Here is a 26428-nt window from a genome sequence, read left to right as displayed (position 1 = left end):
CCGCACCGTGGGAACGTCCCCACGCTCCCCGGCACAGCCGCCGCAGGGCCGGAAAAAGCCGGTGCCGGGAAGAAACAGTTTTTTATTGCGTTCCGGGCGGGTAAATCATATATCCCAGCAGTTCAGCCTCCACCGTTTTTTCCTACCTTCCATGCCCTCCATTTCCTTCCTGAAAAACCTCGGAGTCCTGCTGACGGGCTGGCTCCTCTTATGCTGCGGCGCGGGAGCGGCGGAAAACGGCAGAATCCTGATGGTGACGGAAGCGACCTTCCCGCCCTACGAATTCCGGGAGGGGAACGCCATCATGGGCATTGACCCGGAAATCATGCGGGAGGTGGCCCGGCGCACCGGCAGGGAGCTGGTCATTGAAGACATGAGCTTTGACTCCGTGATTACGGCGGTGGTCTCCGGAAAGGCGGACGTGGCCGCCTCCGGCATCACGGTCACTCCGGAACGCAGGGGAAAGGTGGACTTTTCCATTCCCTACGTGGAAGCCGCGCAGGTCATCATCGTCCCCAAAGGCTCCCCCATCCGGGGCCGGGAAGACATCCGCGGCAGGAGAATCGGCGTGCAGCACGGAGCCACGGGAGACATCTACGTCACCCGGAACATCCAGCAGCCGGAACGCTTCCCCAACGGGGCGCTGGCCGTAGCCGCCGTGGCGGCGGGCAAGGTGGACGCGGCCGTAATTGACCAGGACCCGGCCAGAATGTACGTGGCAGGCAATGACCGGCTGGAAATCCTGCCGGAACCCCTCACCTCAGAATCCTATGCCATTGCCGTCCGCAAGGGAAATCCGGAACTTCTCCAGGACATCAACAGCGCCATTGCGGACCTGAAAGCCTCCGGCAGGCTGGAGGAAATAAGGACCGCGTACGCGGCCATGCAGGTCAAGTCCGCCGCGGGAGCCGGAAAACACGCCGCCGGGGGGAACTGGCTGGAAAACATGTGGCTGGACCTGAAGGACTCCTTTGACGTCAACTTCATGCAGGAAGGCCGCTGGAAATACCTGGCCAACGGCTTCCTGGTCACGGTGGAGGTCTCCTTTTTCTCCGTCCTGCTGGGCATCCTGATGGGCTTTGTGGTAGCCGTCATCCGCGCCACGCATGACAAGACGGGCAATTTCCGCTTCCTGAACGCCCTCTGCAAACTGTACCTGACGGTGATCCGCGGCACGCCCGTGGTCGTGCAACTGCTCATTATCTACTTTGTGATCTTCGGGACCGTGGACGTCAGCAAGGTGCTGGTGGCCGTGGTGGCCTTCGGCTTCAACTCCGGCGCCTACGTGGCGGAAATCATCCGCGGCGGCATCATGGCCATTGACAAGGGGCAGTTTGAAGCCGGCCGCAGCCTGGGCCTGGGATACGCCCAGACCATGATTTTCATCATCCTGCCCCAGGCCTTTAAAAACGTGCTGCCCGCGCTGGGGAACGAATTCATCGTGCTGCTGAAGGAGACCAGCGTCTCCGGCTACATTGCCCTTCAGGACCTGACCAAGGGCGGCGACATCATCCGGAGCCAGACTTACACCGCCTTCATGCCCCTGACGGCCGTAGCCCTGATTTACCTCTCCGTGGTCATGCTGTTCAGCTGGCTGCTCGGCAAACTGGAAAGGAGACTGAAAAACAATGAATGAACAGCCCGGAAACACCCCCATGTTCCAGATCAGCCGCCTGGTGAAGGAATTCAACTCCGTGCCTGCGGTCAATGACGTCACCACGCAGATTGACCGGGGGGAAGTGGTCTTCATCGTAGGGCCGTCCGGCTCCGGGAAAAGCACCTTCCTGCGCTGCCTGAACCTGCTGGAGGAACCCACCTCCGGGGAAATCCTCTTCAAGGGAGAGCTGGTCACCTCCCCCCGCACGGACATCAACCAATTCCGCCGGCACGTGGGCATGGTCTTCCAGCACTTCAACCTTTTCCCGCACCTGACCATCCTGGAAAACATCACGATCGCCCCGGTCAAAACGGGACGCTCCACCAGGAAGGAGGCCGTGGCCCAGGCGGAAACCCTGCTCCGGCGCATCGGGCTGTACGACAAGAGGAACTCCTATCCCCTCCAGCTTTCCGGGGGGCAGAAGCAGCGCATCGCCATCGTGCGCGCCCTGGTCATGAATCCGGACGTCATCCTGTTTGACGAACCGACGTCCGCCCTGGACCCGGAAATGGTGGGGGAAGTGCTCTCCCTGATGAAGGACCTGGCGCAGGGTGGGCTGACCATGGTGGTGGTCACCCATGAAATAGGGTTTGCGCGGGAGGTGGCCTCCCGCGTCCTGTTCATGGACAAAGGAAAAATTGTGGAAGAAGGGCCTCCCGCCCAGGTGATCGACCACCCCGCCAACCCCAGGCTGAAGGAATTCTTCTCCAAGGTGCTCTGACGCGGCCAGTCCCGGAAAATTCTCCGCAGGAGACCTGCCCCGCGCCCTCCTGCCGCCGAAGCAGGAGGCAGCGAAGACCGCCTTACTTCTTCTTCTCCCTGATCTCCCCCCTCATGCCCAGCTTGACGTCCACGGGGACGGAGACCGGCTCCACAGGAACCTTGTAAATCATCCGGAACCTGAGTTTTTGCATATTCTCCGGCTCTTCAAACTGCAGGCGCCTTGTCCATTCACGGTAGGAGGAGTTCATTCTGCTCCCCCCGCCCCGGGATTCGGTTTCCAGAACTTCGTCCTTCTCATTGAGAATTTCAAAACGGTCCAGGTCGAAGGAGCTTTCCACCCCCAGCCCCAGAATCATTTTCCTCATCTTTTTTCCGTTCCTTTCAAACGTACTGCACTCTTTCAGGAAAAGCCTGCCTGTAGGCACGCTTTCAGACAGGACGATGTCTCCGCCGCCCGCTTCCTCCCGGTCATTGGCTCCCGGCAGCGGCACATGCTCTTCCGCATCTTCTGCCAGGGGAAGTTCGTAAACAGGGCTCTCCACGGAACGGGAGACGGGAACGCGGAACACCCCTTTCAGCCGTACCCAGGAAGCGTCCGGAGAAGGCAGTTCTCCGGCAACTCCATTGACGGTTGCCTGTACTATTCCGCCTTCACTCCGCGGGTACATGCTGCCCATCCTAAACTCTGCCGGAGCCAGCTTCCTGCCGGTGGAATCGGTCGCCTCCAGATACTGGATACCGTCATCGTATCGCGACCCAAAGCCCAAGGGGGACTTGACGCTGAAATTCACTCCGAACTTCAGCTGCAGAGGGGATTCCTGGGGCGCTCCGTTAATCCACATGCTGTTTTTTTCCATGCCGACGGAAACAAAAACGGCCTTCACCGGATTTTTTTCCTCCGGCTTGCCGCCGCCCCACGCCGCCGCTCCCAAAGCCGCAGCGGCGCACAGCAAAAACCGGGCAACAATAATACTCTGCCTGTTCATCCTAGTTCTCCTTGTTCGGGGTATCCTGTTGTTCCACGGCGCCGGACAGGCCGCACCGGATACGGACGGGCACCATGATTTTCCTTAATCCCTCCGCATATTGAACGGCCACCTTCAGTTCCTCCTGCTTCTTCCCCTGCATCCGGAAGTACCGGCCCCAGTCATAACTCTTCAGGGAGCGTCCGGAGCTGGAACCGTAATTTTCCGTCACCAGCGGAGCGCCATCCGGGGAATGCAGTTCAAAATCCAGAAAGCCAAGCGGAGTGGAAGAATGGACTTCCACCCTCAGCATATACCCCTTCGTGTCGTCTCCGCCCTCATCATAATGGCCTTTCAGTTTGACCTTCACGTCCCCGCCGTCCAGTCCGGCGTTCTTGAGCACCAGCGGAACGGAGAAATCCTTGACCGTCATCTTGAGCGTCACGCTCTCTGAAACGGCGGGGCTGCTATATATCACCAAGGGAACCTCCCCTTTGACTTCCACCCACCTGGCTTTTTCCGAAGGCAGCCAGGACGGCGTACTTAAAAAAATTGTTCCGGCTATGTTGCTCTGCTGGTAGGAACGGGAATCACTGTAACGGCAATTCGTTTTGGCAGGAGAACTTCCTTCGGAATCCGTCAGGGCCAGCTCGGAACCGGACTCCCCGCCATAAGCCACCTTCCATGAAGAAGACGTTTCCCTGACCTTCAAATCCATGGAAAACGACCGGCTGGCTTTTGAAAACGGCCCGGCCTCCTGGAGGTTCGTTCTCCAACCATCCAGGGAAACGGTTACGGCAGGTTCTTCAGGGCTTTCCTTTCCGGCAGCGGGGCCGGAAACAGCCGCGCAGCAGAACGCGGCCAGCCAGGGCAGGCAATAGTGAAGCATAGGCAGGGGGGGTAAGGGTACTTTTCCAGCATAACACGTTCGCAGAACGGCACAAGATGAAAAGAGACCGCCGCCAAGGAAGAAGCGCCGGTTCCGGCAAAACGCTAGCCTGCTTTCTTTCCTCCCCGCTTTTCCGCCTCCTCCCGTATTTCCCCGCCTATGCCGAACCTGGCATCTACAGGAACGGAAACATACTTCAGGGCAGTTTTATAAACCAGCCGGACCCTGCATTTGTCTGCATTCATTTTTTCCGGAGGGGAAAACGTAAAATCGGCCGTCCAGGTTGTTGACTCATCATCAATCTCCGAATTGTCAAGGGACTGGTACTCCAGCACTTTCCCATTCTCGTCAAGAAGCTGGAATTTTTCCGGACGGAACGCGTTATTCGCGTCCAGACAAATGCTGAGCATGAGCTGTTTTTTTCCATCCTCCGTCACCCGCTCGCATTTTTTCACATACAGGTTCCCCACCGGCAGCTCGCACGGTTCCACCACATCGTTCACATTCCCGCCGTTCTCTTCCTCAATGCCAGGAAGCGGAATGAAGGCGGCGGCGCCCTGCCTTAAAGGCAGTTCGTAAACAGGGCTTTCCAGCGTGCGCGCCACCGGGACCCTCAGGCATCCCTTCAGCCGGATCCAGGCACAGCCGGCAGGGGGCAGATTGGCCGCAGTGCCTTCAATTACCGTGAAACTCACTCCTTTTCTACTATTTTCATTCAGCCATGCCGTTTGAAATTCCACAGGGGCCAGCTCCCTGCCATCCTCAGCCCACCTTCCCAAAGACTGGTTTTCCACCACGCTACTCTCTCCAAACCCCCAGGGTTCGCGGATGAAAAGAACGGCGCTGCACTTCCATTGCAGTACCCCTTCCCCGCCGTCATTCCCCGTGTCCCGCTCCAACCCCGCTTCCCTAAAGACGATTCCCACTTTTTCCTCCATTTTCCCCTCTTCCGCTCCCCGGCACGGCTGCCAGCCCGGCAGGCAGAAGACGATGCCGCACCATAAACAATGTATCGCCTTCATGGTTTCCGCTGCCGTGAAGTTTCCCGGACCATTCCGGACAGACCGAATTTCAGGTCGACAGGCACGTCAATCCGTTTCAGCTCAGTCATGTAATTCACCAAGACCTGTATCTCCCCCTTTTCTTCCGGTTCCAGCCTGTAATCCCATTCCCAGGAGAGGGAACCGCCGGAACCGGCAGAATAGCCCCAGCTCCAATTTTTTCCCATCACGGGAGTACCGTCCGGTTTCATGAGCGTCACTCCGCAAATACCCAGCATGCGTGACGAAACCAGCTCCACGTTCAGGTTTATTTTTCCGGAATCCTTATTGAGCGACCTTGTTATTTTCAGAGTAGCCTGCGCGTCTCCCTGCCGGCCGTCATCCATCAGGCTCCCGCCTTTCAGAACAACATGGCGTTCTTCCTTTTCCTTGTCCATGGAAAAAAGACAGCCCTCGGACGTCACCTCCTTCTCCGCTGTCACCAGCAGCATATTCCCCTTTACACTCACCCAGCGGGCATCCGGAGCGGGAACCCAATCTTCCGTTTCCATCCTGAATTCGGGATCGCGGGCATGCAGGAAATCAACATAATCGGAAGGAACGTTCCCTCCACCGGTGGAATCACGTATCTCCAGACGGATGCCCTCCTTTCTGCTCCCTATGATTTTGCCGGGACCGGGATTGGAAAAACCCAGCACGACCTGGAACGTTCTTTCCGGTTTTTTTATTCCGGGTTCCCAAGGGATTTTACTTGTAGCCGACAGAAGAATGACGGAAACCGCCTTTTCCGCCGGCGCCTCGTCACCCGGCGAGGAAACGCCCGCAAACAGGCAAAAAACGGGGATTGCGAAAAAGATTTTCATCAGGGCAGTTGTTACAGTAATTCACGCTAGCATTTCCCTTTCAAGGATCAAGGGTAAAATGAAAACGTCAGGAATTCACTCCCTCTGCCGCCGCATGGGAACGGTGGCAGCGCAGCATTCCGTTTCCGCAGAGCCGCCTTCCAGCCATGTTGTAAAACCGGGAAGCCGCTGCCGGAAAACTTCTCCGCCCGGGTGAAATGTCCATCCCGATCAATGCCTGACGCTATGGAAAGCCGCAGGCAGGCATGGCGCCGCCTCTCTCCGGAAAGGCCTCACACGAGACCTCCGTTTTTATAACACGATATCCACGTTGTAGGACTCCTCAATCAACAGATAGTCACACCCATGCTGTCTGCATTTCTCAAGGTTGTCCCTGTTTTCACGCAGCAGGCTCTCCCGTGTGCAGGACGCCTCATCCATGCGCTGCTCAATCGCGTTTGCATGGTCCATGATGTCATGGTAATGCCTTTGAATATAATCCTCTGAAAAAATCAGGCAAACATACCGGATCTGCTCCCGGCAGGCCGGTGTAAAATCCTTCTTCCAGTCAAAGGGGATATAGCACCCTTCCACCACCAGATTCTGCCCGTTTTCCATGGCGGTTTTTACAATTTCCCTGATAACGCTCCAAAGGAAGGGGGTGAGCTCTTCATCTGGGCTTTCAGGTGCAAGGGGACATATTCCGCTGCGTATCAACCCCATCTTTAAATGGTCAATGGATAAATAGGGATAGGAATATTTTTCAAGCGCCCGCTGCGCCGCAAGCGTTTTTCCGGTATGCGTGCCGCCGCCAATCAGCAGAATCACCGGAAATCCCTCCCCCGGCGTCCCTGCGAGGGATGCTCGATTAGCCCGATGCGGGCAACGTCCGGCATTGTTCCATTTCCGTTATCCAGGTTCATGTTGACTAACTGTGGATATATTTTACAGGATTTCCCGCAAGCCGCGTGTTTTGCCAAAAAAACGGGCCGGGCCGCACAGAGGGGGAACAAGGGGCGCCCCTCCCTACAGGCATTTTGCCCTGCTTTCCGGAGGCACGTTCTGCGGCTAGGGACCCTAAAGTTCCAGTTGCTCCGCCAGCTTGATTTCCGCAAACATTCCATTCAAGCCTGCCATATACGCATCCTGTACTGCCTGGGCCGGGATGGAATGCTCCATGATCTTCAAATCCCTGGCAGCGCAGGCGTCATACAGGAGCGTGACGGGAATGCCGTAATCCTTCGCCGCGCGCACGGTGGTATCAATGCACATATGGGTCATCATTCCGCAGACAACCAGTTCATTCACTTCCCTGGCTTGCAAGAGCTCCAGAAGATTCGTCCGGAAAAAGCTGTTTGGAGCATGTTTCACGACAACCGGCTCATCCCCCGCGGGAGCAATGTCCGGATGGATTTCCGCGCCGACGGTATCCGGGAGGAAAAACGAAGCGTCCGGACGGGTGTTGATGTGCTGGACAAAGATAACGGGAAGCCCCTTTTCCCGGAACCGGTCCAGTACGGCCCTGGTCCGTTCAAGCGCTTCAACGGCGCCCGCCAGTTCAAACCGGCCGCCGGGAAAATAATCATTTTGAACGTCAATAATAAGCAATGCCTGCATCAGCTTCTCCATCCGGCCATTTTTCCAGTTCTTGCAGAGGCGGGCAAGGAAAATTAAAGGAGCGCGTGTACTCCTCTCCTCCCCGCTACCGCTGCCTTTGCGGAATCTGGCAGAATGAAGTAATACGTTTGACGGAAGCATCCCGGGAAAAGAGCCTCACAGCGGCCATACCGGGAAGGAGACCGCCGCGGCCGCTTCCGGCCCGGGACAGCCCATCCGCAGGAAGGCCGTCCATCCAGCAACAAAGCCTTTGCCAGAGACGGCAAAGGCTTTGAGAATGGCGTCCCGTCGCGGGCGCGGAATGGATCGGAACCTTAATTGCTGTAGGAGGATTCCACGCGCTTGGCTACGTCGCGGTAGCCGTATTCGGCGTCGTAAATCTGCTGGAACGCCGCCAGGGATTCCTCCTTCTTGCCCAGCTTTTCATAAAGCAGGCCGATCATGTAAAGGATTTCCTTCTTGGTGTCATTCATTTCAATCAGTTCCTTGTTGGCTTCCTCCAACTGGCGCAGGGCCATATCATGCATGTTCTTGGCGTCATAGCACTTGCCTAGCAACAGCATGGCGCGGATGCGGATATGGGGGTTGTTGCGGGCGCGCTGGAGCTCCGGAATGGCTTCCGTGTAGTTGCCGCAGTCGAAGAGGGCCTGCCCCAGTTCAAAGCGCGTCTGCGGGTCCGTGGGGTTGTTTTCCACGCGCTGGCGGCACACGGCCACCTGCTGTTCCGCCGCTTCCTTGCTGAACTGGGCGAGCTGTTCCTGAAGTTCCTTGTTGTCCGGCTCCGCGGCGGCGCGGCGGCGGATTTCCTCCACCTGGGCCTTGCGGTAGCGCTCATTCATTTCAGAGGCTTTGTTTTCCAGGGAAATATCATTGTTGCTGAGGCTGAACGCGTAGTTGTAGAAGGAATAGGCATTCGCCCAGTCCTCCATCTGTTCATAGACGCCGGCGATGTCGCGCACGGCGGCCAGGTCCTGCTGGTTCTGGGCATAACGGGCGGAAAGGAGCCCAAGGCGTTCTTCCAGCTCCGCACGGGTGAGGCCCTTCTTGTCGCTCTTGTCCAGGGAGTTCGTTTCCGCGGAGTTCTTCATCACGTCCCGGAAGCTCTTGGCTTCCTCCCACTTCTGCTGCTGCATCGTGGCGCGGGCCATGCAGTCTTTTTCACTCTTCACGGCCACGCTGTCCGTGGGGTCCAGCTTCACGAGGTCATGGTACACCTCAGCAGCCTGGGCGGGCATGTCCCGTGAAACGTAATGGGAGGCCAGCATGTGGAGCATCTTCTTGTTGCCGGGATGGCCCTGGCGGACGGTTTCCAGCGCAAAGGCGGCCAGGTCCGGGAAGCCCACGTCCATGGCGGCCGTGTACAGGGCCTCGTTGACCGGAATGCTGTAAGGATCATTTTCCAGTTCGTCTTCCAGCGCGGAAAGCTGGGTGGCCGCATCCTTCTTGGAGGAGGTGAGCTTGCTGGTGCTGATTTTCATGCCGCTGAACAGGCCTCCTTTCTTGGCTTCCGGGTTCAGCTTGATTTCACAGGCGCGGAGCGCCCTGCGGCCTTCCAGAAAGCCGGGAAGCTGCTTCACCAGGGCCTTGAGCAGGCTGACGGCATAGGGATAATTGTTCATGTCCACCGCCTGGCGGGCGCGCACCCAAAATTCGGCCTGCTGGGGGGTCAACTGTTCTTCTGTAATCGTTTCAATCATGGAACTATATAAGCGTAAATGGTGAACAACGGCAGCGCTCCAAACGGGGAGGCTCCGCATGTAATAGTTTAATGCTATCAGCCGGGGAGGCATACTTCAACCTTGTTTTTTGTTCCCGTTAGGAAAAAATACGCCGTATGAGACTGGATGCTCTTTTATCCCGCTACGGGTACTGTTCCAGGCGGGAAGCGCCGGGCTGGATCAAACGCCACTCCATCACGTTCAAGGGGGAACCCTGCTCCGCCCCCACGGACAAGGTGCAGGCGGAAGGCATCCTGCTGGACGGAGAGCCGGTGGAGTTCCCGGACGGCCTGTACGCCGCCCTTTACAAGCCCGCGGGATATACGTGCAGCCATGACGACGGGGAGGGGGACGTGATTTACGACCTGCTGCCCTTCCAGTGGCGGCACAGGAACCCCGCGGTTTCTTCCGTAGGACGGCTGGACAAGGAAACGTCCGGCCTGCTTCTCATTACGGACGACGGGAAATTCATCCACCGCATGACGTCCCCCAGGCATCACGTCGCCAAGGTTTACGAAGCCGTCACGGAAGAGGACATTCCGGCGGAGGCCGTGGAACTGTTCGCCTCCGGAACTTTCATGCTGAACGGGGAGGACCGCCCCTGCGCCCCCGCCGTGCTGGAAATCCTGGAACCGCGCCGCGCCCGGCTGACGCTGACGGAGGGGAAGTACCACCAGGTGCGCCGCATGCTGGCCGCCGTGGGCGCTCCCGTGGCCTCCCTGTGCCGCATTTCCATCGGCTCCCTGCATCTGGACAGCCTGAACCTGGAGCCGGGGGAATGGATGCCCATCCGTCCGGATGCGCTGTAATCCTCCTGTTCGCCATGTGGATTCCCATTTCCGACGCTCCTATTGCCTGCTTTCCGCACTTTGAGGTGGCGGCGGAGTCCGGGGACTGGATTGTGGTGGACAAGGGCGCGCCCCTCATCGTCCACCCGTCCAACGGGAAGAAGGAGCCCAACCTGCTGGAGGGCGTGGAAGCCCTGCTGAGCTATGAAATAGCCAACGGAGCCGCCCTTTCCCTGGTCAACAGGCTGGACCGGGAAACCAGCGGCCTGACGCTGATCGCCAAGAACAAGGCGGCGGCGCGCGAGCTGGGGAGGGCCATGCAGAGGCGCCGGATGCACAAGGAATACCTGGCAATCGTGCAAGGCCGGCCGGAGTGGGCGGAAACAACCTGCGCCGCCCCCATCCTGAGACAGGGGGACGTCGCGGAAAGCCCCATCTGGGTCAAGCAGGCCGTTCACCCCGCCGGGAAGGCATGCGCCACCGTTTTCCGGACGGAACGGACGTGGAACACGCCCCGCGGCCCGCTGGCCCTGGTCCGGTGCATTCCGGAAACCGGACGCATGCACCAGATACGCGTGCATCTGGCGCACCTCGGCCACCCTATTCTGGGAGACAAGATTTACGGCCCATCTGAAGCCTGCTATCTGGAATACATCCAGCACGGCTGGAGCCGGGAGCTGGAAGAACGGCTGATCCTGCCGCGCCATGCGCTGCATGCCTGCCGGCTGGAGTTCCCGTTTGATGAAGAAGTTTTCACCGCGGAAGCCCCGCTGCCGGAAGACATGCGGCAACTGCTTGAAGCGGGGGATTAAAGAAAATTCCGTCAGACGACCGGAATGACGTCATCCCGGTCAAAGCGCACTTTCGCCAGACGGGCGTATTTGTCCGCCTCTTCATCCCGGTAGCCCAGGGCCAGGGCGCAAAGCGCATAGTACGGGGAGCCTTCCAGGTTCAGAATGCGGTCATAGGCCGCAGGGTCCATTCCTTCCAGAGCGCAGGTATCCACCCGGAGGTCAGCGGCGCAGCTCATCATGAACCCGAGGGCGATGTACACCTGGCGTTCCAGCCATGCCTTCAGGACTTCCGGAGACTTGGAATCCACCAGTTCAAAAATGCGCGCGCGGTACTGGTCCAGGGATTCCATGGTGACGCCGCGCACTTCCACGATGCGTTCCAGATAGCGCTGCACGTCCTCCGGCTTGAAGTCCCTGCGGGCGCAGAAGACTACCAGATGGGAGGCGTCCGTAACCTGGGGCTGTCCCCAGGAAACCTCCCGGAGCCGTGAGCGCACGGACGGATCCTGCACGTCGAGGAATTTCCACATCTGGAGACCGAGGGAGGAAGGGCTCAAATGCAGGGATTCCAGAAGGGCCTCCCAATCCTCCGCCGGAATTTGGCGGTCCGGGTTGAATATCTTGGTGGCATAGCGCCATTCCAGCGTCTTGATCAATTCCTGAGCGTTCATATTCGTATAAAATGATTGATGCGGGAGCTTTCCGCGGTAGCCGGCGCGCCGGGCGGCGTTGCCGCCATGGCATGCGCCGCGGTTTGCCCCATGTCATGGCATCTTCCCCGTTTCCTCCCCGGAATGCAAGCCAAGGTTCCGGCACAAGCGCGGCAGCGGGTTCTTGCGGAAAAATTTTTCCTACCCGGTACGCCGGAAGCCCCAGCCCTCCCTGAAAAAAAGATGAACGTGAACGGACGAATTGTAAAAATGCGGCCTTGGACCGTGTCCGGGGGGGGCCATGAACAAAAGCTGATTCGTTCATCTTCCAGCTTCACTCACCTTGAGGACGGCCTGTCTCGCATTCCGCTCCAACCAGGGAATCCCGGTTTCCCGGCCCCTGTAAAATCACGCAACCCCGGAGAAAAAGCCCCCCTCCCCGGAAAAACGTCACACAGCCCGGGCAGCTTCCATCCCTAAAAACACGGATGCCGTAACAAGGAGAAACGCTTCCGGCGCACCTATTACAAGAGAACCGCGCCCTTCTCCGGACATTAGAGGAACTTGACCGGCATGTAGTCCCCGGTCTGCTGAATGGTGAAGCTGATGCCCAGGCCGAATTCGTTTTTATTCCCGTTCTTGCGCACGAACGCTCCCACGCCCAAATACCAGGAACCCATGTTGTGGTACACGTTGTATTCCTGAATGTCCAGCTTTCCGTCCAGCAGGGAGAAGCGCCACTTGCCGCTGAATGCCCAGGCTTCCGAAAAACGCTGCAAAACGCGCAGGTCAAGCTGGCTGCTGTCCTCCAGCAGGGAGTGCTGGTTCAGGTAACGGTGCCCCACCACGAATTCCGTGGAGCGCCACGGCATGAAGCGCAGAGAGTTGTTGTACTCATGGCAGCCGGAAATCTTGTCCTTCCCCAGGATGGGGGCCTGCATTTCCGACCGGTATTCCATCCACGGAACGGGGTTCCAGCGCATGAAGGAGAAGAGGTTGGAGAAGTCCCGCTGGTTGATCGGGTCATACAGGTACGCATCCATGAACACATCCCAGGAAAACCAGCGGTGGGAATTGGCGTCCCGGCTGGTCATCAGCATGTTGCGCAGGCCGTACCGGAATACCAGCCCCGTGGGGAGGGAGTCAATCTCCGTATACCTGCCCAGGCTCAGGGACGGCGGATTGGTGGTGGGGGTGTCTCCGTCAATCTGGGGATAAAGCTCGCTCAGGCGGTTGGTCTTCACGTACGCCAGCGTAAAATGGGGCTGCACGATGTGGTTCATGCCGTTCAGGCCCAGGGAATCACTGTACACGGAGGAATAACGGCGGGAAAATTTAAAGTCCGCATCCGTTCCGGCATAAAAAATCCCCTGGTTGAGCGGCTTGTAGTCCTCCACGCCGTAATACCCGGTGTAGCCCCCGCCCAGTTTGGGCGTCAGGTTCAGGAACCCCATGATTTTCTTGGAGGCGGAAATTTCATGGAAGGAATGGAACCGGCTGTAGCTGTCCGTCATCAGCATGCGGGCCCAGTAATCATAGGAAGTGGTTCCGGGCTCCATCTCGTCCAGCATATCCCGGATTTCCGTCCGCATGAAGGGGGGGACGTACTGCTTCAGGAAGGCGAAGCTGGTGCGGCTTTCATACATGACGGGGGAACGGAAAATGGGGGACTTGATGCGTTCATAGCTGAACTCCGTCCGCTGGTCCGCCATGTAGAAGTTGTTGGGAACGAAACGCTGCAGCAGTGAAAAATCATTCGTGTCGTCCGTGCGGGAGAGAAGCACCGTATTATCCGGAGAAGAATTGCGCTGATAGATTTCCGGATAAAAGTCGCGGAGCATGTACTCGTCGCTCAGCATGTTGACGTTGGCCTTCAGCCGCCAGTCCGTGCGGGCGTTTACCCGGTGGGACCACATCTGCTGGAGCGCCAGCCGCCACCGGTCCGGGTCCAGGTGCTCGCGGTATTCATCATCCCCGGCGTTAATCTTCACCCCCTTGTCATGGGTTTTGTAAAAGGACAGGCCCGTCATGTCCGGACAGTCCTTTTCCAGCAGCACGTCACGGATGTCCAGCCCGTAGGCGAAGCCGCGCCTGGTGCGGTAATCCACATGGAGGGTGCCCAGATAGTCGGCGGAAGGCATGCCGTTGTCCGACCATTTTTCCCCCAGCAGGAACCCGTATTCATTCAGGAGGTAAGGCCCCCAGATGGACCGCATGCCGGGAAGGGGAAGATAGCCCACCTCCGGATTCAGGGAATGGCTGAGATAGGGAAAGTAAAAGAAGGGAACGCCCCCGTAATGCAGGGTCAGGTTCTTGAAGGAGAACCTGTCTTCCGGATACACGCGTATCCTGTCCGCTGAAATCCAGGTGAGGGGTTCGCTGACGTCCTCCGCCGTAACGGAGGCGTTACGGGCTTCCAGATAGGTCTTGCCGGCGGCGTCCTTCCGGGATTCAAACTTCCCGCTGCGCAGGATCAGCCCTTCCATCTTCGCCCGGATGGCGTCCGTGAGGAGCACTTCGTTCTCCCAGTCGAACTCCGCGCTGCTGGCGCGTATCAGGCTGTTGGTGCGCGTCTTGCTGTCGCTCTGGTAAATGGACAGGTTCCCTTTCAGAAAAACCCTGCTCCGGTCCATATCCGCCTGCGCGTAATCCGCAAACACCTCCACCCCGGTATCCGTGACCATGTGCACGCGCGGGCCTTCAAAAATGATCTTCCTGGCTTTCTCCACCCTGATGGGCCCGTCATTGGTGATGGAGATATTGGAGGGAATCTGCGGCATGAGCGTGCCGGAAAGCAGGTTCCCCGCCATTTCCCCCTGGGGTTCTTCCTGCCCGGAACCGGAGGACGGGGAGGACGGGGAGGACGGCGGCTGTCCCGCGGGCGTCTCTGCAAACAGGGGAGCGCCGGCAATCAGCGCCGCGGCACCCCATAGCTTTGCATTCATCCCAATCATGGCTAGTCCACAGAACACTATGAGAAAGGACAAAAGACAAGCCTAATGTCACATTTCTCCGCCAGTGGAGCGGAAATTTACCGGGTCAGAATGCCGTTGGCAATGATGCCCCAATCGGCGGCATTGCCGTCTCCGGCGTCGTCCACGCGGATTTCCAGCTTCCTGCCGCCCTCCACCGCCGCCTTCACCGGAACGGAGGAGCCGTCCTTGAGCACGGGGGTTTCCACAAGCTTTTTGCCGTCCAGGTACACGCCGAATTTGACGCTGCCGCGGGAACCGAAGGGCAGCCCCACATCCGCGCGGAACTCCTTCCAGCGTCCGTCCAGGTCATAGGAAAAGACGGCCGGGGCATGCGCCAGGATGAAGCGTTCCGGCTTCCCGATCGTCCTGAAGAAAGGCACAGGCCCCAGGTCAGACGGAAAGAGAACGTCCCACAACGGAACGGCCCACCCCACTTGAGCCACGGAGGGCTTGCAGTCATTCAGGCTGACGCTGGCGGTTTCCGCAGGAATCTGGGCCGGGGTAGCCTCCAGGGAGGGGTCCTGGCGCTCCAGGGCGCGCTTCCAGATGGGGAGCCATTCTTTCACCTCCGGACGGGAGCCATGCTTGCGCTCCACCTCCGCGAGGGCCTTCCGGGCTTCCTCCGCGCGGCCGCGTATCCACAGGTTCTGAACATCGCCGAAGTAAACGGTCTGGGCCAGCGAAGGAGTCTTGGCCCCCTGGGCGTCCATCCACACGGGCAGCGTAATCATGCTGCGGGTGCTGTCGCAGTTCAGCACGGCCACCCGCATTTCTATAAAGCCGCCCCTGTAGCCGGGCCGGCAGATGGTAAGGTCAAACTCTCCCTTTCCATTCAGGGAAGCTCCCACGGCATTGGAATCATAATCCGAACCGCCGGGAGGGTCCAGGTGGACTACGATTCCATAAGCGGGCCGCGTCAGGCGCACCCGGCCTTTCAGCCGCAGGCCGTCCTTGACGGGAATGGCCTCCAGCCGTTCAAAGGACCCCGGAACGTATTTGCCGATCATGCGCCCGTAGGAGGCATCCGCGGGAAGCTCTGTCTCCACGCCGTTGAACAGGGGAACGCTGGCCAGTTTCAGGGCGTCCGTAGGCGCCAGGAAAGCCCCCTTCCCCTCGTTGCGCAGTTCATTGCCGTACGAGGAATTGCCGTGGCCCATCAGGGAATCCCCCGCGTTAGGGTAGTCCCATCCGTTGCCCGTGTGCGGAAGGCCGAAGGAATGCCCCAGCTCATGAGCCGTGCCGCCTATGTAAATGGTGGCGTTCTTCCCCTTGGTCACTTTGAAGCGGCCACCCTGCATCATCTCCGTATCCAGGAAGCTGGCGGGATCCAGCCCCTCCTGGTCGCAGGTCCAGCCCGTTCCCTGGTGGCTGAAGCCGCCGCCGTAATAAGGCCCTACGCCGTCCGGCAGCTGGCACACGATCAGCACGTGTTCCTTTTCAATGTCAATCCCCTTGGACGCCAGCACCTTCTTGGCCGCCTCCCGGGAGACGGGACCGGAGCTCTGCACGTTCATCTCGCTCATGGGCCTGTCCACATAGGCATCGTAAATGACCAGCTTCCCCCGTTCGTCCAGGTCCAATTGGAACGTAAGCGGAGGGAACCCGTTGGCCTGCATCTGGTCCGCATAATAAGCCTGGATGTTCTTCAGGATATGGTCATACCGTTCCCGGTATCCTTCAAGAGCCGGCCTGTCCTTGAACGTTACGTAAACCACGTGCAGCTTTCTGGAAGACTTGGGCTTCCCCTGGTGATAGGCGCTCAGGGCCTTCCATGCGGCGCGCGCGTTGGCGGCATCCCCGGGATTCACCGTCCAGCTCACGGGCAGGCGGGTGAACTCCGCCCCTTCCCGGGCCGCGGGAGCCGGAGACCGGGAGGCTGATTCCGCATCCTTCCCCATGGCGGGGGCGTTCCACGCCCCGGCGCCCAGGGCCAGCAATAAGACAAAAAAGCGTTTCGACATAAAATCCATGAACCGATGTCAGGATATACGGGTAAACCGGAGGTGTTTTATCACCATATCATTCACCAGACGGTTCATATTCTCGGAAAAAGAGTCGTACACCACTTCCACGCGGCAGGGACCGGGCGTCATCACCACCTCCACCGCCGTGGAATAAATGAAATGCTCCCAGTTGCCGGAGCGTGACGTATGGGGAAAAGCCAGCGTGCCCGCGCGCCGCCCGTCCAGATACAGGCTGCGCAGGGCGCAGGTGTTCCCGTCTGAAACGTCAAAAGTGCCGTTCGCGAAAAAGGCGTCCACCCGGTACACGCCGGGCTTGTCTATGTTGACATTATAGCACAGGGCGTCCGGAGACTCCGTAACGCGGGAAAACCAGACTTCATCCCCGCTCAGCCCGCAGGGGCGCGTCTCCATGCGGGCATCCGCGGAAGGATAGTCATTGGGTTCATTCAGATAAGACTCCCTGCCGTCCAGAGCGACCGCCATCACCTGGAAAGACACGTCCCCCCGGCTGGGGGCAGGCATGTAATGGCAATACTCCGTCTGGGACACGGGAATGCCGTTCCGGTAAACACGGTAATAATCCGCTCCGGCCACGGCCTCCCAGGCGATTCCATGGCGGGCCGCCTTCCACTCCGGAGCCTCCAGGCTGCCGCCCATGTGGGCCAGATTCACCTGCCCCGCCCCTTCTTCTGCGGCAACCAGCTCCAGTTCCACGAACACGCGGCCCTTCATGCCCGGAGAAAGCACGGGGGGAGCCTCCTGCCCGTTGACCAGGCACCGCGCTATCCGGCGCCCGTGGCCGCGCAAGCGCACATCCACCGTCATGCCGCGGTATTCCAGCCCGGCCAGTTCATGAACTCCCTCAAAAGACTCCGGAACACAGGGGCGGAACTCCATGGAATCCGGCTGAAGGCGGATGCCGAACAACCCCTTGTAAAAACTGCCCAGCATCCCGGCAATGCTCCAGAGCTGGCTGTCCGAACTGAGCAGCAGCCCTTCATCCAGGCCCGTTTCCAGAAGCACGTTCTCCTTGTTCGTTCCACACAGCAGGGCGGCGCGCACCATGCAGGCGAACGCCAGGGCCAGGGCGGACTCATTCTCCACCGCGGCGGCGGCCTGCGCGTAATAGCCCTCCAGGAACGGCCACATGGCACGGTTGTGGTAAGGCGGCACGCCGTCCGGCATCTGGGGATGGAAACAGGGAATGCCGTACACGCAATGGGGGAGGACGGCTACCATTCCGGCGGCATGCGGACCGTGAGCCTGCCCCAGAAGCACGCAAAGCAGATTGCCCAGGGAATCCACCTTTTCCGACAGCACGGGGTAACCCCGGCCATACAGGTACTGCCCGTACAGGGCATGCTCCGGAATCCGGAAAAACCGCTCGATGACGGCGGACAGGGAGACGCTTTTTTCCTCCCATTCCCGCGCCTTCTCCTCCAGCCCCAGTTCCCGGAACATCCGTGCCAGAACCTTGCGGGCCTCCGCATGCAGAACCATGGTGGAAAGGCTGCATGAATCCCCGATGTCCGCGGAAGTCATCCACGCCGGGTAACTCTGTTCCCGCCAGTCCAGGAAAGATGACTCCCCTTTCACCAGGCCGCCGGTAGCCGCAAGCACCTGTTCATCCCGCATGCACGTCTTTTCCAGCACGCGGCAGGAACGGGCCAGCCAGCCGGCGTCCCCCGTCAGGCAGTAAACCTCCCAGGCGGCCATTCCCCACACCACGCGGTCAGAGGAAATGGGCCAGGAACCGCCCGTGCCGGTATCCTGCTCCACCTCCCCGTTCCGCACCCGGGCATTCAGGCTCTTCATGCAGGCATGGACATTCCACAACCCCAGCCCCAGATGAGTGGCGTAGGAAATATCCCGGGTCCACACGGTGGGCCAGTTGGCTCCCGTCCGGAACGTCCCTTCTTCATTGAGCAGGGAGCCGGCCTCGTTAAGCGCCAGGCTGTAGGCCTTATTGAGCACTTCAAAGCTCCCCGGTAATGCGGGGCATTCCCGGCCTCCGGCAGAACGCGCCATTCGGAATAACGGCCGTTCTTCATGGTCTTCACCTGGCCGTCCGGCTGCACCTCCGCCCAATGCGCGGCATCCTGGCGCACGGAATTTCCGGTCAGTGTAAAGGCCTCACCCCGGTATAATATGCGGTCTTGGTCCATAAATAAGCGGATGCTGCATCCATCTTTCTTTTTAACACGGGGGAAAACTTCTGTCCCGCAGAAAATGAGGCTTACGGAGCTTTCAAGGCACAAAAAAACCGGGCTCCCCGAAAACGGGAAGCCCGGCGCAAGAGCAAATCAACTTTAATGCTTCAACAGAGAGGAAACGGCGTCACGTTCTTCCTTCAGTTCATTGACGGTGGCGTCAATCTTTTCCTGGGAGAACGCGTTGATCGGCAGGCCCTGCACGATTTCCCAGCCGCCGTCCTTGGTGGTGCGGACCGGGAAGGAGCAGATGAGGCCCTTTTCAATGCCGTAGGAGCCATCGGAGCACACGGCCACGGAATACCAGTCGCCTTCCGGCGTCTGGGTAGCCAGGCTGCGGACGGTATCCACGGCGGCGGAGGCGGCGGAGGCGGCGGAAGAAGCGCCGCGGGCCTTGATGATGGCGGCACCGCGCTGCTGCACGGTGGTGATGAAATCACCCTTGAGCCATTCCGTATCCTTGATGACTTCCGTCACGGGCTTGCCGCCGATCTTGGCGTTCGTGAAGTCCGGGTACTGGGTGGAGGAATGGTTGCCCCAGATGGTCATGTTGGTCACTTCCGTCACATGGACGCCAGCCTTTTCAGCAAGCTGGCTCTTGGCGCGGTTTTCATCCAGGCGGGTCATGGCGAAGAAACGGTCGGCGGGAACGCCGCTCGCATTGTGCATGGCGATCAGGGCATTCGTATTGCAGGGGTTGCCGACGACCAGCACGCGCACGTCCTTGGCGGCGCTGCGGGCGATGGCCTGGCCCTGGCCGATGAACACCTTGCCGTTGATGTCCAGCAGGTCCTTGCGTTCCATACCGGCCTTGCGGGGCACGGAGCCTACCAGAAGGCACCAGTTGGCGCCGGCGAAGGCTTCATCCGGATCAGAGGTGGGAACGATTTCATTGACCAGCGGGAACGCGGCATCACGCAGTTCCATTACCACCCCTTCCAGAGCATTCATGGCTGGGGGAATTTCCAGCAGGCGCAGGTTGATCGGCTGGTCCGGTCCCAGCATGCTGCCGGAAGCAATACGGAACAGCAGGGAATAGGCAATTTGGCCGGCGGCTCCTGTAACGGTAACGGTGATAGGTGTTTTCATAACGTTCAAATTAAAATAAACAGATCTTTTCTGTCTGGTCCCGGTTATAGCACAGGGAAGAACGGCGCTCAATCAGGAACTTTTTATTTTGACAGAAAAAATCCTCTTCCCCATTATGCTTGAACATCAGCCCTGCAGGCCTTATCCTTTAAATCAACCAAGTTTTTACCATATATTTGCACTGATACCATGAATTTAACGATCATCGGCAGTGGCTACGTGGGGCTTACCACGGGCACCTGTTTTGCGGAAATGGGCCACCACGTCATCTGTGTGGACAATAACGCGGAAAAAATACGCACCCTCCAATCCGGGTCCATTCCCATTTACGAGCCCAAGCTGGAAGAACTCGTGAAAAAAAACGTGGCCGTCGGGCGGCTGGAATTTTCCCCCTCCATTGCTGATTCCATTGCGGAAAGCGAAGTCATCTTCATTGCCGTGCCCACGCCGCCCAATACGGACGGCTCCGTGGACCTGACCTACATTGAAAAAGTGGCGCGGGAAATCGCCCAGGTGCTCCAACCGGAAATGGGCTACAAGGTCATTGTGGACAAATCCACCGTACCCGTCAAAACCGGTGAAAAAGTCCGCCAGACCATCAAGCGCTATGCAGGAACGGACGTGCAATTCGACATCGTTTCCAACCCTGAATTCCTGAGGGAGGGATGCGCGGTGGACGACCTGCTGCATCCCGACCGCATCGTCATCGGCGCCAACTCGGAACGCGCCATGGACGTCATCAAGCGCGTCTACCAGCCCATCCACGCGCCCATTCTGGAAACGGACGTCAACTCTGCGGAGCTCATCAAGCACGCCGCCAACTCCTTCCTGGCCCTGAAAATTTCCTACATCAACGCCGTCGCCAAGGTCTGCGAAAAAACGGGAGCGGACGTGGAACTGGTGGCGGAAGGCATCGGCATGGACAAGCGCATCTCCCGCCACTTCCTCAACGCGGGACTGGGCTACGGGGGCTCCTGCTTCCCGAAGGACGTCAAAGCCTTCATCAACATCAGCCGCACGCTGGGCATCCCCTTCACCCTGCTGGAGGAAGTGGAACATATCAATGACACCCAGCACACCCACTTCCTGGACCAGATCAGGGACCGCCTCTGGGTGCTCAAGGATAAAAAAATAGCCGTCTGGGGCCTGGCCTTCAAGCAGAACACGGACGACATCCGGGAATCCATCGCCCTCAAGCTGTGCGAAAAGCTCCGCAGGGAAGGAGCCATCGTCACCGCTACGGACCCCAGGGCCATGCACACCGCCGCCCCAATCCTGGAACCCATGGGTGTCACGCTGGAGGAAGACATGTACGAATGCGCCCGGGATGCGGAAGTGCTGATCATCGCCACGGAATGGAGCGAATACGCGAATGCGGACCTGCAAAAGCTGGCGGACGTCATGCGCAACCGCATCATCTTTGACGGAAGGAACATCCTCTCTCCGGCCAACATCCGGGCCGTTGGATTTGAGTACCATTCCGTGGGCAGGCCCTCCATTGAAGAAGCCTGACCGCTGCCGGGAATAATTCCGGCTCCAAACGCCCCATTTGCAGAAAGGCCCCCGGAGCGCTGAATGCTCCGGGGGCCTTTGTTATGTATTCGCTAATCCTGTTGGCCGATCAAAACTCAAACTGCAATCCCGCGCGCAGGTAGAAACCGGGATCGTAATGGTACTTCTCCAGCTCATGGCTCCCGTTGCTGGTCTTGATGGTGCCGGAGTTCCCAAAGGAAAAACCGACGTCCGCCACCAGTCTGGGACGAACGCTGCCCCAGTGTCCCAGGCCTACGTCGGCGCCCACGCCGGCGACGCCGGAAATCCACTCGAACTGGCGGACGCGGCGGTCATGGTGAATCGTCCAGGTGCCGGACACCACGGAAACGAAAGGCCCCCACGTCAGGCCGTCGCTGACCTTGCTGGTATAGGAAAGCCGGGCTCCTTCCAGTTGAAGGGTCCAATTATTCGTTGCCTTCCATTCAAACTGGATAAGGGGAAGGAGGGGAAAATCTCCCAGCTGCGGATAACAGCCGACGCCGATACCATAGCTGAACCGGTCATTCAAGGGACCTGCGAGAAGGGCATGGCCGCCGAAAAACAAATTATGGGTCGTCCAGGTATCGAAATCCGTGGAAATCTGCGGCGTTACGCCGAAAACCAGGCTCGTCTTCCCCCTGAGCTTGTAAGACGCGGTCACATTCAGCCAAATCGTGTACAGCTCATCCACATCCATCTCGCGCGCGCCTTCTCCGTTGAACCAGCTCAAACGAAGGGCGGCCGTGGAGGAAAAACCCCAGGAACCGCTGGACATCCGGCACAAATTCAAGTCCGTCATCCAATTCTGTATATTCACGCTCCCATGTCCGTTTCTGGAATCCATGGGGCCAAGCAGCTCAAAATAGGACTGCGTGGGAAAAACGGGCTTGGAGGCGTTCTCCCCCGTGGGAGCCGGAGAGCTATTGTAGCCTCCGGAATAAGCTTCCGCATAATAGCCGGTATCATAACCGTCTGAGGAATCGGAATCCGGATAAGGCTGGGCGTTCGCCTGGGCGACCAGAGTCATGCCAGCCATGAGAGAGAAACTTGATAATAATCGAAGGAACATGATCGGAAATTATATATCAGTGCACACTCGGTCAATCAAAACATATACAAATGACTAATTAATATTTTCACGCCCGAACAGCAGCGCGATCATAATCATCACGAGTACAAGAAGTAAGTACCAGCGGGCCGCTTTGCTGCTCCGGATACACGCCCCCGCACAAACAAGAGACACGACAAAACAAACCGCCGCCGCCAAAAGCATGGCCCGCGCCAGCATGGGAAAATCCAGCGCCCCTGCCCCCGCCGCAAGAAGCGTCCCTATCACATACCCGGCAAACGACCACCTCAACCCCGCCAGCCAGGAAAAAGCTGCCGCCTTCTGCCGATTCTCACTCATGCACCCACTCTGCCGCTTACTCAAAAAACCACAAGCCTTAAAGTTCCATGTACTCCTAATCCCTCCTCCCCTTTCAAATAAATGGAAAATAGATTTTCCTCGTCACTGTGATTTGAAAGACATCTACGTATCGAACGTCAAAAAACATTGATTTTCTATCAAAAATTTGATAGTTATTCTATTTGCTATATAAATTTATAGTATTATTCTAATTAAAAAATAATACAAATTTAAAGTATAAAAACCATGGGAGTATTTGATGAACAACTTTGGACAGCTTTAAAAGACAAAGCTGAAAAAGAAGATAGTAAACTTCGTCCTGATCAGCAAATTAGCAATGAATACCTTTCTGGGATCAAAAACATCTGCTTGTTTGGCATAAAAAGATCTATCACCATTAGAGATAGCTTTCCCATGTATACCTTACATGATGAAACACATATCTGCAACGTCATGCGGTTAATGGCCTCTTTGCTGGGAAATGATCTAGAAAAACTGTCACGTGACGAAACAGCCTTACTTGTTTTAGCAGCCTGCTGTCATGATATAGGAATGAGTTATAGTGATAATGAGAAAGAAGAATTATTCACTGACATTGACAGATTGAACCAGTATCTAGACCATAATCACAGCGAATATATCAAAGCTTATATATCAGGAGGAGAAAAACCCATCTTAACTGATGAAATGATACAGAAATATTTACGCAGTATCCATCACGAAAGAATTAAGGATTTACTATCCAATTTTGAATGGCCTTCTGTAATGGAAGGAAAAGTGGAATGCGAAGATTTAATATGTGTTTGCCAAAGTCACGGAAAAGACATCTCTTCTTTGGAAGAGCTAGAACCAACATCTACCATTGATCTACGTTTTTGCGCTATATTGTTAAGGTTGGCTGACATTTTGGATTTTGATACGAGTCGTTCTCCTAAAGCAGTATATGAATACAGTAACTTTGAAAAAAAGGAAAGTATTGATGCAATAAAAAGTAAAGAAGAATGGAATAAGCACATGTCTTCAAATGGATTTGATTTTGAGCATGTTATTAATAGATCTTATCCATATTTGTTGAACTATAGCGCAACTAGTAAAGCCATGCAAGTGGAACAAGCCATCAATTGCTATCTTGATTGGGTCGATCAAGAACTAATCAATTGCAGTAAACAAATAAGGCGTTTTACAGGAAAATGGAGTACTTTCATTCTTCCAGGAAAAATAAAAAGAAATATTAAAACTGAAGGTTATGTATCAGGACAGTATAGATTGACTCTTGATCAAGATCAAATTATAGAACTTCTTGTAGGTAGAGATCTATATAGTGATCCTTCTGTGTTTGTCCGTGAACTAATTCAAAATTCAATTGATGCGGTAAGAACAAGAAAACAATTGGATAAAAATTTACCATCAGACTGGAGACCGCAAATAAATATTCGCTGCTGGATGGACAATGAAGGATATCACTGGTTTCGTATTGAGGATAACGGAATTGGAATGACAGAAAATATCATTAAGAATTATTTCCTGAAAATAGGATGTTCTTATTATAATTCTGATTTATTCAAACAAGCAAAAATTCGCTGTAAAGCAAATGAAGATTATATGCCTATTAGCCGTTTCGGAATTGGAATTCTCTCTTGCTTCATGGGAGATAAACACACTAATCAAATTGAGCTCAGCACAAAACATTTTAATGAAAATGGGCATTATTCTCCAGCTCTAAGGTTAAGCATGCACGGAATGAATGGATATTATTATATGGCCAGTAAGGCCAAAAACCATTTACCTGGACCTATGAAAGGTGTTACTCCACAAGAAAAAGATCCATACCTAAAACAAGCAGGAACCGTTATAGCAGTGCGCACTAATCTCTACGACATGGGAAAATATAGAAGCTTCAAAGAAATTGTGGATCGTTTTGTTGTCTACCCTCCTGTAGCTATTCACTATGATGGAACAGAAGGATCATTTGACTATCTAACGGAAAAAGAATTTATAAATGATATTCATCAGATTCAACCATCGGGTGATATTGATAAAAATGGTCTCATTGAATTTAGTCTCACAAAAGATCAGCTTTCTGAAATATATAGTGAGCGACCAGAAATCTCGTTTAAAGAATGCCCTAAAATTATTCTCAAATGTATTTCTTTAGACCAATATACAAATTCCCCTTATTTGTCAGGAGCCCTTTTAATTGCTAAAGCAGTGGGAGAACATGCTCCCATTTTTATTCGTCTTGGAGATCAAAAAGTCCAAGCTAATGTTAGAGTTCGGTTAGAAGAAAATAAATCAACCAACGAATTATATTTGTACGTATTTTTAAATTTTACGCCAAACTTTTATCAGCAGATGGATCTTATTCAGAAAAAACATCTTGAGCTCTTACCCAAATATAATAATTTTTACAATCTTTATGATAAAGACGACTATCGAAGCGAAATTATAAAATATTTCCTACATAAAGATATTTGTAGAACCCAATGGGAAAAATCTATAATTAATCGTTTTAATATTTCATACAGTATACTAAGAGAAAAGATTAATGAAGTAAGTAAAATCTTTAAAAAAATCAATAAAACTGATGAAACAGATATTATAACCTACTTAGATTATAGAAATTTTAAGCAAAGTTGGAGATTTCCAGTATGCAAATTATCAAAATTTGATTGGTATAAAAAATATTTTGTCTCTACCCGCAAAAAAAGCGGGATAAATAGCATTGCTGCTCATAATGGAATTTCATGTGGTGAGGCCGATTCCTTCTTTGAAACAGAAAACAAGAATGAAAACCTCGGAGCGATTATTCTTTTAAAAGACAAATATCGACCAATTATGGATATTTCACGAGATAATATCCGCTTTCTTACGTTAGAAACTGCTTGTGATATTGAAATAATAAAAAATTGCATCAACAGACAAAAATCTAGATTCAGATTCAAAAAAGATATATTAGATTTAAAAAATAATAATTATTCTTCTCTTCCTATGAAAGAATATAAAAAATTATTAGACGAACGATCAGATCTAAAAAATCAATTAATTATTAAGACTGATAAGGGATGGTGCACAAAAGAAATCTTGCACGGAATGTTACAAAAATATAAAAAATTAAAATTCGAAAATGCACCACTTTTATCTAATCAACCTCATTGGAGCGCAACTCCAAATTTATATGATTATCTATGTGCTGCACATCTACGAGAAAATTTCTCACTGCAAGCGGCTTTTGGAAAATACGGACATAACATTTATATTAGTATTAAAGACGATAGTCCTCCTGAAAACTACGAAGATATATTCCCATCTACTTTTTTCCTTACACCATTTGAGAAGAATTGCTCCTATTTAACAACTAGAGAATTACATTCACGTTATTCATGTAATATAAACCATCGTTTATCACAATTCATAATAAAAAACTGTGAAAAATTAAACAATTCCATGCCAGGAATTTTTAATGAAATATTGCGTGTCTTATCCGAAGAAGAAAGCGGGTTAATAAAAAATATTAATGAAATGCTATTTTATTTGCGTACTTTACCTGAAGGGTTAATCGACATACCAGAAAATATTTTCCTTACGGAAGATGATTTATGCTAATT

21 protein-coding genes and 1 pseudogene are annotated in these 26428 nt (G+C 55.2%); 8 read left to right on the top strand and 14 right to left on the bottom strand.

What is annotated here, in order from left to right:
- Window positions 1–151: 151 nt before the first annotated feature.
- The 3 genes and pseudogenes from QSJ36_RS12805 to QSJ36_RS05495 form a co-directional block, all read left to right on the top strand.
- Window positions 152–865 (top strand): annotated as a pseudogene (locus QSJ36_RS12805) (transporter substrate-binding domain-containing protein); the annotation flags it as partial.
- A gap of 81 nt (window positions 866–946) precedes the next feature.
- Window positions 947–1636 (top strand): amino acid ABC transporter permease, encoded by a 690-nt coding sequence (locus tag QSJ36_RS12800; RefSeq protein ID WP_343123150.1) that lies wholly within the window; start codon window positions 947–949, stop codon window positions 1634–1636.
- On the top strand, window positions 1629–2378 hold the full coding sequence (locus tag QSJ36_RS05495; RefSeq protein ID WP_285467556.1) for an amino acid ABC transporter ATP-binding protein: 750 nt from the start codon (window positions 1629–1631) through the stop codon (window positions 2376–2378). The genes QSJ36_RS12800 and QSJ36_RS05495 overlap by 8 nt, the downstream gene beginning before the upstream one ends.
- 82 nt (window positions 2379–2460) lie before the next feature.
- Here QSJ36_RS05495 and QSJ36_RS05490 read toward each other — a convergent pair whose 3' ends face one another.
- The 4 genes from QSJ36_RS05490 to QSJ36_RS05475 all read right to left on the bottom strand — a co-directional run bounded on the left by QSJ36_RS05490 (window position 2461) and on the right by QSJ36_RS05475 (window position 5786).
- The gene (locus QSJ36_RS05490; RefSeq protein WP_285467555.1) at window positions 2461–3366 is read right to left on the bottom strand and encodes a hypothetical protein; all 906 of its coding nucleotides are present in this window, start codon (window positions 3364–3366) and stop codon (window positions 2461–2463) included.
- A gap of 1 nt (window position 3367) precedes the next feature.
- The gene (locus QSJ36_RS05485; protein ID WP_102728912.1) at window positions 3368–4234 is read right to left on the bottom strand and encodes a hypothetical protein; all 867 of its coding nucleotides are present in this window, start codon (window positions 4232–4234) and stop codon (window positions 3368–3370) included.
- Between the two features lie 104 nt (window positions 4235–4338).
- Complete coding sequence (locus QSJ36_RS05480) at window positions 4339–5256, bottom strand: hypothetical protein (protein ID WP_250715828.1); 918 nt, start codon at window positions 5254–5256, stop codon at window positions 4339–4341.
- On the bottom strand, window positions 5253–5786 hold the full coding sequence (locus QSJ36_RS05475; protein WP_146019571.1) for a hypothetical protein: 534 nt from the start codon (window positions 5784–5786) through the stop codon (window positions 5253–5255). Before QSJ36_RS05475 ends, QSJ36_RS05480 begins: the two co-directional genes overlap by 4 nt.
- A gap of 109 nt (window positions 5787–5895) precedes the next feature.
- Here QSJ36_RS05475 and QSJ36_RS05470 point away from each other — a divergent pair, with 109 nt between their 5' ends.
- Window positions 5896–6294 (top strand): hypothetical protein, encoded by a 399-nt coding sequence (locus QSJ36_RS05470; protein ID WP_285467548.1) that lies wholly within the window; start codon window positions 5896–5898, stop codon window positions 6292–6294.
- A gap of 95 nt (window positions 6295–6389) precedes the next feature.
- Here the strand turns inward: QSJ36_RS05470 and QSJ36_RS05465 are convergent, their stop codons facing one another.
- The 3 genes from QSJ36_RS05465 to QSJ36_RS05455 form a co-directional block, all read right to left on the bottom strand.
- Window positions 6390–6905 (bottom strand): adenylate kinase, encoded by a 516-nt coding sequence (locus QSJ36_RS05465; protein WP_102727386.1) that lies wholly within the window; start codon window positions 6903–6905, stop codon window positions 6390–6392.
- Window positions 6906–7154: 249 nt separating this feature from the next.
- On the bottom strand, window positions 7155–7706 hold the full coding sequence (locus QSJ36_RS05460) for a cysteine hydrolase family protein (RefSeq protein WP_022396201.1): 552 nt from the start codon (window positions 7704–7706) through the stop codon (window positions 7155–7157).
- Between the two features lie 302 nt (window positions 7707–8008).
- Entirely contained in the window at window positions 8009–9391 is a 1383-nt protein-coding gene (locus QSJ36_RS05455) for a tetratricopeptide repeat protein (protein ID WP_022396202.1), read from the bottom strand.
- 137 nt (window positions 9392–9528) lie between these two features.
- Between QSJ36_RS05455 and QSJ36_RS05450 the strand changes: the two genes are divergently transcribed.
- Window positions 9529–10221, top strand: coding sequence for a pseudouridine synthase (locus QSJ36_RS05450; protein WP_102728915.1), 693 nt, complete (start codon window positions 9529–9531; stop codon window positions 10219–10221).
- A gap of 14 nt (window positions 10222–10235) precedes the next feature.
- Window positions 10236–11012 carry an RNA pseudouridine synthase gene (locus QSJ36_RS05445; RefSeq protein ID WP_102730620.1) on the top strand — a complete coding sequence of 259 codons (777 nt, stop codon included), beginning with the start codon at window positions 10236–10238 and terminating at the stop codon, window positions 11010–11012.
- An 11-nt stretch (window positions 11013–11023) separates the two neighbouring features.
- On the opposite strand, the gene QSJ36_RS05440 is transcribed toward QSJ36_RS05445, so the two are convergent.
- The 5 genes from QSJ36_RS05440 to QSJ36_RS05420 form a co-directional block, all read right to left on the bottom strand.
- Window positions 11024–11665 (bottom strand): NAD(P)H-dependent oxidoreductase, encoded by a 642-nt coding sequence (locus QSJ36_RS05440; RefSeq protein ID WP_215443170.1) that lies wholly within the window; start codon window positions 11663–11665, stop codon window positions 11024–11026.
- A gap of 533 nt (window positions 11666–12198) precedes the next feature.
- Window positions 12199–14598, bottom strand: a complete 2400-nt coding sequence (locus QSJ36_RS05435) for a hypothetical protein (protein WP_285467542.1) — start codon at window positions 14596–14598, stop codon at window positions 12199–12201.
- A 77-nt stretch (window positions 14599–14675) separates the two neighbouring features.
- Window positions 14676–16580, bottom strand: a complete 1905-nt coding sequence (locus tag QSJ36_RS05430; RefSeq protein WP_180970969.1) for an NPCBM/NEW2 domain-containing protein — start codon at window positions 16578–16580, stop codon at window positions 14676–14678.
- An 18-nt stretch (window positions 16581–16598) separates the two neighbouring features.
- On the bottom strand, window positions 16599–18611 hold the full coding sequence (locus QSJ36_RS05425; protein ID WP_285467539.1) for a hypothetical protein: 2013 nt from the start codon (window positions 18609–18611) through the stop codon (window positions 16599–16601).
- A 281-nt stretch (window positions 18612–18892) separates the two neighbouring features.
- A complete protein-coding gene (locus QSJ36_RS05420; RefSeq protein ID WP_022396209.1) occupies window positions 18893–19882 on the bottom strand; it encodes a malate dehydrogenase in 990 nt (329 codons plus the stop codon).
- A gap of 189 nt (window positions 19883–20071) precedes the next feature.
- On the opposite strand from QSJ36_RS05420, the gene QSJ36_RS05415 reads away from it, so the two are divergent.
- Window positions 20072–21394: a UDP-glucose/GDP-mannose dehydrogenase family protein gene (locus tag QSJ36_RS05415; protein ID WP_285467537.1), complete on the top strand. Its 1323-nt coding sequence runs from the start codon at window positions 20072–20074 to the stop codon at window positions 21392–21394.
- Between the two features lie 109 nt (window positions 21395–21503).
- On the opposite strand, the gene QSJ36_RS05410 is transcribed toward QSJ36_RS05415, so the two are convergent.
- Both QSJ36_RS05410 and QSJ36_RS05405 read right to left on the bottom strand, forming a co-directional pair.
- Complete coding sequence (locus QSJ36_RS05410) at window positions 21504–22484, bottom strand: Amuc_1434 family mucin 2-degrading aspartic protease (protein WP_285467535.1); 981 nt, start codon at window positions 22482–22484, stop codon at window positions 21504–21506.
- Window positions 22485–22538: 54 nt separating this feature from the next.
- Window positions 22539–22823 carry a hypothetical protein gene (locus QSJ36_RS05405; protein WP_285467533.1) on the bottom strand — a complete coding sequence of 95 codons (285 nt, stop codon included), beginning with the start codon at window positions 22821–22823 and terminating at the stop codon, window positions 22539–22541.
- Between the two features lie 246 nt (window positions 22824–23069).
- On the opposite strand from QSJ36_RS05405, the gene QSJ36_RS05400 reads away from it, so the two are divergent.
- Complete coding sequence (locus QSJ36_RS05400) at window positions 23070–26426, top strand: ATP-binding protein (RefSeq protein WP_285467531.1); 3357 nt, start codon at window positions 23070–23072, stop codon at window positions 26424–26426.
- Window positions 26427–26428: the final 2 nt, after the last annotated feature.

The organism is Akkermansia sp. NBRC 115031 (assembly GCF_030268505.1).
Classification (GTDB): Bacteria; Verrucomicrobiota; Verrucomicrobiia; order Verrucomicrobiales; family Akkermansiaceae; genus Akkermansia; species Akkermansia massiliensis.
Note: the sequence above shows the minus strand (reverse complement) of the source record. Positions and strands in the feature narration are given on the sequence as shown.